Genomic DNA, 8,298 nt, shown 5'->3' with positions numbered 1-8,298 from the left:
ATTACGGAATACCACTTTTCAAACATCCTCTTAGTTTTAGCTCATGGTGATACAAGAGAAGCACATAAATTTGACCTGTTAATAAATACTCTTAATCATGCTTCATTATTTAATGAGTATACACAAATTACCACTTTATTACAAAAAGAACAGGATAATCTAGAAAAAGTATTTCAATGATCAAATAGAAATGAAGCAAAGATTTATAAAGAATCACCTCCAGCCTAAAAAATAACTGGAGGCTATGATTAAAGACATTGGAATGTGGACTAGTTCAACTGTAAATCTAACTTGATCTTTAGAAGATTGTCTCTGTCTATAGGAAAGTTTAAATTTAATTTATTTCCGTCTAATTGAATAGATAAAAAAAATACCCCCAGTTGTGAACCGAGGGATTCTGCAAGTCGGAATTATCGCACAAAGACATTCGCGTACCCAGAATAGCAATGCAACAACGGAAAATAACCATGGGGGGAATTGGTAAAATTATCTTCTATTCCCCATTTCTCAGCTTAATTACGAATATTTACTTCCTGTAAATAATCTTCTGGTTGAAGAGATACTCTCCGCTGAATAGGAGTGTTTTGTCTTTCAGCAAGGGGAACTGTTTTTAGGATAGCTAATTCTTGTTGCTGATTACGTAGACGTAACTTGTGGGAATATTCTTCTAGTTTGACTCTTGCTTGTGCATAAACTTCAGCATCTTTAGGAACTCTTTCCAGTAGTTTAATTGCTGCGAAAAAGTTACCTATACAGGCTTGATTGTGAGCTTGATATAAATAGTATCCTGATCTAACTTGACGTTTTTGATTGTACTCAGCTAATTTCTGTTTAACCATAGCACCAGCAGAACTTTCTTCAGGTATTTGCTGTAGATAATATAAAGCCGTTGAGAAATCTCTCTCCTCGGCTTTTGCATAAGCTTTGGCTAATAAGGATTGTGTTTGGGCTTCAATATTTAATTTTGCTTGTGCAACTAGGGGCTGAATTTTCGATTGCCAATATGAATTAATTGGAACTTTAGGTGCATGATATAATACGTCTGTCCATCGTCGTTCTTTTAAAGCTTTTTCAGTGAGAACATAATGTTTTGCATCTTTTTGCCATTGGTTTTGCCATTCTTCAATTGAAGCTTGAGCTTCTGGATAAACATTACTATTAAGGGGGATTGACCGAGCTAAATTAATGGCTTTTTGTAAATCTCCAGATTGATATCTGGCTATGGCTTTATATAAAATTTCTGTAGCTGAGTAAGCTTGAGAATTGTTAAATAAAGAATATACTCCCAATCCTAGTAGAACCGAATTAATTAATAAACCTAATCGCAGTCCGGCTAGTAATGGTTGGGATTTTTGATCTGTCGTTTCAATAGTTTTATCAGATAATTGAGACTCTGCTATTTGTATTTCTGCTGGGTTATTGTCCCATTCTATATGCTTGAGTAACCATAGTGCTTCATTGGCAGATTGAAATCGTTCTTGGTGTTGATAGCGGATCATCTGATTGAGGAAAGCAACTAAATAATCATTCATAGAGGTGTCATGATCACACCAAATAATTTCATTAGTTTCAGCATCAATTTCTAATTCTAAGGGAGATAGTCCTGTAATAGCTTGAATAGCAATTATTCCCAAGGAATAAAGGTCACTATTGGGTTGGGTTTGACCAATAAATTGTTCTGGGGGAATGTAACCTAATGATGCGACAGGAATTTGATCTATGGAAAATTCTGTTTCAATACTAGAGTCTACTGGTTGAATTGAGCCAAAATCAATTAATACTAATCTGGCATCTATAGCTCGTCTAATTAAGTTTTCTGGTTTAATATCACAATGAATAAAGCCTTGAGAGTGAATAAATTCAAGAATAGATAAGGCATCTTCTAGAAACTTAATAATATCAACTTGACTCCATTTACCATGACTTTCAGGATCATGAGGTAATTCTGCTGCTAAAGACTCTCCAGGAATAAATTGTTGGACTAAATAAAACCGCTCATTTTCTTCAAAACAGGTAATAAGTTCCGGAATTTGGGGATGACGACCTAAATGTTTGAGGGTTTCAGTTTCTTTTAAAAACCGCAATCTCCGGTGGTCAAAATAGGAAGTAGATTGATAGTGATTCACCTTCAATTGTTTGACAACATATCTGGGTTTTTCTGGGTGGTACATATCCACAGCAATAAATGTTTGTGCAAACACTCCTGCACTAAGTGGTTGCACAATTTGGTAACGATCTTGTAATACTTGGCCGATCATCTGGTTGGTCATGATCTAGTTAGTCAGAAATCCTTATATATCTTTTCTGACATCGGCTGCTATTTTCCGGAATTATAGACAATAATTCAGTATGTGAAATATTCAATAATTATTTCAGTATTTTTACTTATAATCTTCTTTTTCTGCAAAGGTATCAGTTAAAGGTTTGACGACCTTAGCGATCGCTTCTTGGACAAAAACTTTGATAAACTCATCACGGCGATTAATCTGAAACTGTTGTTGCACAACTTCTGTCATTCCCCCATCACCCCAATCTTGATCATGACGAAAATACTCGATAAAGCTTTTCCCAGCAATGCGGGTTAAATATGCGGCTGTCACTCCTTGAATTGCCCTCCCTACAATAAAAGTAGCCACATTAAGTTGCAAAGCCGTTGATAATAATTCAATTGCCCCTTTAACGATACCTAAACCAGCAATAGTTTTTCCTAAAGATAGGGCTAATTCTTTACCTCGTTCCATGTTTAAATCACAACCATAAAGCCTGCCAATTTCTACTACCATTTGGGCATTAACAGCAGCGGTTGCGAGTAAATCTACCATCGGTAATGGTGTGACAGAAACTACGCCCGCGCCGATCCATTGATAACGATCTACAATTTTATCAGCTTGGCGACGACGTTGAGAATCTATAAGTTTGCGAGCTTCTTCTCCTAAGCGCAGAGATTGTAAGAGAATATTATCTGCTACTAAATCTTCACCTTCAGCGCGTAAAATAGAGGCCATGCGCCGTAACAAGGGGATAATATCTGCTTCTGGTTGGAAGGTTTCGCCGGTTTCTAATGCGGCTATTTGGGGATTAGCAGCGATCGCTACCACATCATTAGTAGCAATAAAGCTGCGTACCCGTTCCCGCAATCTGGCTAAGATCACTTCTATATCAGTCTCCGTGTATAAATCTGTTTTATTCAGCACTAAAAGCGATCGCTTACCAATTTCCGCTAAACCCCGCAGTGGTTCATATTCAGAACGCCGTAAATCATTATCTACCACAAATAACAATAAATCCGCTTCCGTCGCTAAAGCCCTAGCCAGTTGTTCCCGTTCCGTACCCGCTACTCCCGGTTCTAAAATCCCTGGAGTATCAGTAATTAAAATCTTCCGTTCCAAACCCTTCAAGCGCAAACAATAGGTTTCTCCCACCTGAGTTGTTCCCATTGGGGCATTCACCTCACCAACTATCCGCCCCATAATCGCATTTACCAGAGAAGTTTTACCGGCACTACCCGTACCAAAAACCACAACTTGAATTTCCCCTCTCGCTAAATTCGTTTCGATTTCCTTGGTGCGACTTAGCAAAGCTTGACGTGTCACCTCATCTTGAATTTGGGCTACCTGTTGTCGTACCGCTTGCAGAGTCGAAGAAGCCGCATCAGATTTAGCCGCAGGAATTTGGGCAGAAGTCACTCTTGGGCGTTGACGACGGGATTTTGCTTCTCCCTTCCGCAGCACCAATACATAATAAACAAAGGCAGCAATTAAACCACCAATCAGTAAAACTAGCAGTAATAATAGTAAATTACCCAACAGCGGAGAATAGGACAACTGCCAGTACAACCGGGAAAGAGAATCAATTAGCCATAGGGTTAACGCCAAAATGACGATCAGGCCAACAATTAGTGTAACAATACGAGACAAGGGCATGAATGATAAAATTTAGGATCTATACAGTGTTTTTCTCAGGGAGAAAGTAAAAAGCCACAATTTTTGCTAAACTAACATTCAGTTTGTGTGCAGTGTTCCCTTAGAGGATGTTTTAAAAGTTTTTCATGTGTAAACAGACCCCTCTCCAAACCTCTCCCCTACCAGGGGAGAGGCTTTAAAACCCCCATTCCCTTGCAGGGAAGGGGGGTAGGGGGGTTAGGTTTTTGGAGATTACGGGTTTGATATAATACTTTTCAAACAACCTCTTAATGACCGGCTATTAAATTCCGCATTTTTTGTCTCACCCCAATTCATGGGAAAGTTAAAGGCCGAGTCACAATATGAACTTTATCTCTGAATTTAAACATTTTAGCTCTTTAAAAAAATTATTCCCTTCCTTGAGGATCAGACAAAAAATTGTCTTGGGGTATACTCTTTCCCTGGGAATAGCAGTTTTAGGTACATCTGGAGGGTTATTAGTAGGTAATAGCTATTTTCAAAGAGCTAGAAATAAGACAATCTTAATCAATCAAGAAGATATTTTACTCAATAATTTACAAAGAGGAATTTTAGGATCTTTCATCCATCAACAAAAGATTATAGCAACATTAGATCAACCAGACAAGTTACCCAAAGAAATCGCTGAATTAAACACAGAAATAGATAAATTAGAAATTCAATTTACTAAATTTCAAAACTTTACTCAAATCCAGAAAAATGGTAATTTGTCCGATTGGAGTCAAAAATATCAACGAAATATCAACAGCTACATCCAATTACTCAAAGAATTAGTCGAAGAAGTTTCTCAACTGGATGCACAATCAAATAAAAATCCAGAAATAAAGCAGTTAATTTTAAAAAAATATCAAATTAAAAATGTAGAGAAATTTTCTGACTTTGCTTACAGTTTAGAAACCCTAAGAGAACCCATTAAACAAACTAAAGAACAAGCAAATTTAGCTTACAATCACGCATTAAAAGTACAAGATGTGATTATTATTGTGAGTATGGCAACCTCCATATTAATAGCTAATATTCTCGCTTTATCCACCAGTAAAATTATTACTCAACCAATTTTAGAAGTTACTAATATTGCTCGAAAAGTTACCAATGAAGAAAATTTTGATTTACAAATATCTATAAATATTCAAGATGAAATAGGTGATTTAGCCAACTCTTTAAATCTCCTAATTCAACAAGTAAAACATCTTTTAGAAATACAACAAGCTGAATCCCAATCTAAACTAATTCAAAGTGAAAAAATGTCCAGCTTAGGGCAAATGTTAGCTGGTATTGCCCATGAAATTAATAATCCTGTAAACTTGATCTCTGGCAATTTAATTCACGCACACAAATATGTTGATGATTTATTCAGACTTCTGAAAACATATCAATCGGAAATTCCCCAAACACCACCACAAGTGCAAGCTGTAGCGGAAGAAATTGATTTAGAATTTTTAGCAGAAGACATACCTAAACTTTTTCAGTCTATGACAATTGGCGCAGAACGAACTAAAGAAATTGTTCGGAGTTTAAAAGATTTTGTGCGTGTAGATGAAACCAAATCACAATTATTAGATATTCCTTTTTGTCTAGATAGTACATTATTAATTTTGAATAATCGCCTTAAAAATAAAATTAGCGTTATCAAAAACTATGGAGAAATTCCCCAAATAACCGGTTATACAGGATTATTGTATCAAGTTTTCATGAATCTTTTAAGTAATGCTATTGATGCTATAGAAGAAAAATCTGCTCAAAATTCAGAATTTTCACCAGCAATAAACATAACTACTGAACGGCAAGAAAATGACTGGGTATTAATTAAAATTATAGATAATGGTTCAGGTATTCCTCCAGAAAATCAGCAGAAAATATTTGAAAACTTTTTCACCACTAAACCCAGAGGTGTTGGGACTGGTTTAGGTTTAGCAATTACCCATGAAATTGTCGTTAAAAAACATCAGGGGAAAATTACTTTTCATTCTGACTCGAATCAAGGTACAGAATTTACCATATTTCTCCCAATTTATCATTCATCAAGATCATGATCTTGATTTTATTCGGTGACTCCTGATTGCTCAATTCTGCTGTATTATTAATAATTAGGAGATATTAAAAACAACAGGAAAAAATTAATGGGACTGTTTGATCAAATTCTGGGTGCGGTTAGCAATTCCAATCAACCAGGTGGTTTGGATAACTTGATAAATATTGCTACCACAGTGAAACAATTAGGTAATGGCATTGGTGCAGACTCTTCCACCATGCAATCAGTTTTATCAGTAGTTGGTAAACAAGTACAATCATCTTTACAGGCAAAACAAACCAGCGACGGAAGTGAATCTGTACAAGATTTAGTCAATCAATTTGCCGGCACTTCCGCCGATTCCCAAGCTGTAGATACCTTATTTTCTCCAGATATTCAAGCAGAAGTAGCGAAAAATGCTGCCCAGGGTACTAGCTTAGATGTGAGTACAATTCAACAATTATTACCAAGTTTAGTGCCTTTAGTCTTGAGTTTCTTACAATCTGGTGGTAATCCATTACTAAATCAATTTCTAGATGCTGACGGTGATGGTGATGTGGATATTGCTGACGCGATTAAATTAGCTAGTCGGTTTTTAAGAATTTAACACTGGCTGGAATTTTTGTCGCTGAGAATCCACTGATACCAAATTAAGATCAAGCTGCATAGAATCAGATTTCAAGAATAATTGACCGCAGATAAACGCAGATAAACGCAGATAAGGACGGATGAATTCATGGATTTCATGATTCTGTGCAGCCCTACATATAATTGGGATGACAAATGATAGTTTTAGTAATTGTGAATAACTAACAATTGAGTTTATGACCGCAGCCGACGATAAAACAATAGTCCGCGAATACTTCAACTCCACAGGTTTTGATCGGTGGCAACGCATCTATGGTGATGGTGAAGTCAACAAAGTCCAGCTAGATATTCGCACTGGACATCAGCAAACTGTGGATAATGTCATCGGCTGGTTAAAAGCTGACAACAATTTACCATCATTATCAATTTGTGATGCTGGTTGTGGTGTGGGTAGTCTGAGTATTCCTCTGGCTATAGATGGCGCTAAGGTCTATGCCAGCGACATTTCCGCTAAAATGGTATCAGAAGCCCAGGATAGGGCTGTCATGGCTTTGTTCAATACCGTAAATCCCTCTTTTGCGGTACAGGATTTGGAATCTTTGAGTGGCAATTATCATACCGTCATCTGTCTAGATGTTCTGATTCATTATCCTCAAGACAAAGCTGATGAAATGATTTCTCATCTATGTTCTTTAGCTTCAGACCGAATCATTCTCAGTTTTGCCCCGAAAACCTTCTTCCTAACAATCCTCAAAAAAATCGGTACTTTCTTTCCTGGTCCGAGTAAAACCACTCGCGCTTATTTACATCGTGAAGCTGATGTAGTCAAAATTCTGCGAAAAAATGGCTTTTCAGTCCAAAGACAAGCTATGACGCGGACAAGCTTCTACTTTTCCAGTTTATTAGAAGCAACTCGTCCATCTGCTTAGGTGGCAAATTACAATTGATACTTCATATTCCCGATTTCTTAGAGAAGTCGGGAATTTTGTTATATTTCAATTTAAATGTATTATAATTAGAGCTTGCAAGGAAAAAATTTTTCCAAGTCTTGCAAAAAGGAATATATTAATCTATCTTAAGGAATATATTAATGACTTATTGAACTTAATACAATATGTTTTTAATAAATTAGAGAATAACTAAACGTGAATAACTGCCTTCAATCTCTACTTATGGGATCAAGCCACGCTAAACTATCAGCAGGATGTAGTAATTTTATCCATACCATTCTGAAAAAATAGAGGAGCCGTGGGGATTTTCCTCAAGGCAATGTGGGATACCACCTTTATCAACTCAGTTAGTAATGTTCTACTGGACATTCACAATATCTCAGATGTCAGGGAATGTCTCGGTTAAAAGTATCAGTAGTTGAGTAAATGGAGAAAAAAGAATGATGAGTAAAGAAGATTTTCTCTATCCCCGTGGTCGCTATTATGGTCATGTAAAACCAGAAAACTTGGTATTCAATGCGAACTTACAGGAATTTGCCCAGAAAGTCAGTTATATCTGCAATTTAGAAACAGGTGGCAAGATCTCACCAGATGAGGCTTATTATCAAATTAAGTTACTTTGGAAGCAATTAAAGCACTCAAAGAAAGAACTGAAAATCGGTGAACAACCTTTTCAAAGTAACGGTTCTGAAGAAGGAACTGACTACTGACAACTGTACGGGCGAAGCATTTGGAGAACTATTTTTGACAATGACCGATAATTTATCTTCCAAATGCTTCGCCCCTACTGACCACTGTACGGGCGAAG

The 8,298-nt window shown here is 36.7% G+C and carries 7 protein-coding genes; 5 read left to right on the top strand and 2 right to left on the bottom strand.

What is annotated here, in order from left to right; translation table 11 throughout:
• Positions 1–180, top strand: a 180-nt coding sequence (locus FJR06_RS11945; protein ID WP_217359779.1) for a hypothetical protein, incomplete at its 5' end; no start/stop codon positions are given.
• A gap of 332 nt (positions 181–512) precedes the next feature.
• Here FJR06_RS11945 and FJR06_RS11940 read toward each other — a convergent pair.
• Both FJR06_RS11940 and FJR06_RS11935 read right to left on the bottom strand, forming a co-directional pair.
• A complete protein-coding gene (locus FJR06_RS11940) occupies positions 513–2,270 on the bottom strand; it encodes a serine/threonine-protein kinase (RefSeq protein WP_168651496.1) in 1,758 nt (585 codons plus the stop codon).
• A 111-nt stretch (positions 2,271–2,381) separates the two neighbouring features.
• Entirely contained in the window at positions 2,382–3,923 is a 1,542-nt protein-coding gene (locus FJR06_RS11935; protein ID WP_168633233.1) for a YcjF family protein, read from the bottom strand.
• Positions 3,924–4,264: 341 nt separating this feature from the next.
• Between FJR06_RS11935 and FJR06_RS11930 the strand changes: the two genes are divergently transcribed.
• From FJR06_RS11930 to FJR06_RS11915, 4 genes are all read left to right on the top strand, one after another.
• Positions 4,265–5,974: an ATP-binding protein gene (locus tag FJR06_RS11930; protein ID WP_168633234.1), complete on the top strand. Its 1,710-nt coding sequence runs from the start codon at positions 4,265–4,267 to the stop codon at positions 5,972–5,974.
• 87 nt (positions 5,975–6,061) lie between these two features.
• Positions 6,062–6,559: a DUF937 domain-containing protein gene (locus tag FJR06_RS11925; RefSeq protein WP_148762407.1), complete on the top strand. Its 498-nt coding sequence runs from the start codon at positions 6,062–6,064 to the stop codon at positions 6,557–6,559.
• Positions 6,560–6,776: 217 nt separating this feature from the next.
• Entirely contained in the window at positions 6,777–7,469 is a 693-nt protein-coding gene (gene bchM, locus FJR06_RS11920) for a magnesium protoporphyrin IX methyltransferase (RefSeq protein ID WP_148762409.1), read from the top strand.
• 464 nt (positions 7,470–7,933) lie between these two features.
• Positions 7,934–8,200 (top strand): hypothetical protein, encoded by a 267-nt coding sequence (locus tag FJR06_RS11915; protein ID WP_041458604.1) that lies wholly within the window; start codon positions 7,934–7,936, stop codon positions 8,198–8,200.
• Positions 8,201–8,298 lie beyond the last annotated feature (98 nt).

Source organism: Dolichospermum sp. UHCC 0352 (genome assembly GCF_009711925.1).
Classification (GTDB): domain Bacteria; phylum Cyanobacteriota; class Cyanobacteriia; order Cyanobacteriales; family Nostocaceae; genus Dolichospermum; species Dolichospermum lemmermannii.
Note: the sequence above shows the minus strand (reverse complement) of the source record. Positions and strands in the feature narration are given on the sequence as shown.

Coding starts and splice junctions, on each gene's coding strand:
- FJR06_RS11935 (WP_168633233.1), bottom strand. CDS start 3,923: ATGCCCTTGTCTCGTATTGTTACACTAATTGTTGGCCTGATCGTCATT.
- FJR06_RS11925 (WP_148762407.1), top strand. CDS start 6,062: ATGGGACTGTTTGATCAAATTCTGGGTGCGGTTAGCAATTCCAATCAA.
- FJR06_RS11930 (WP_168633234.1), top strand. CDS start 4,265: ATGAACTTTATCTCTGAATTTAAACATTTTAGCTCTTTAAAAAAATTA.
- bchM (WP_148762409.1), top strand. CDS start 6,777: ATGACCGCAGCCGACGATAAAACAATAGTCCGCGAATACTTCAACTCC.
- FJR06_RS11915 (WP_041458604.1), top strand. CDS start 7,934: ATGAGTAAAGAAGATTTTCTCTATCCCCGTGGTCGCTATTATGGTCAT.
- FJR06_RS11940 (WP_168651496.1), bottom strand. CDS start 2,270: ATGACCAACCAGATGATCGGCCAAGTATTACAAGATCGTTACCAAATT.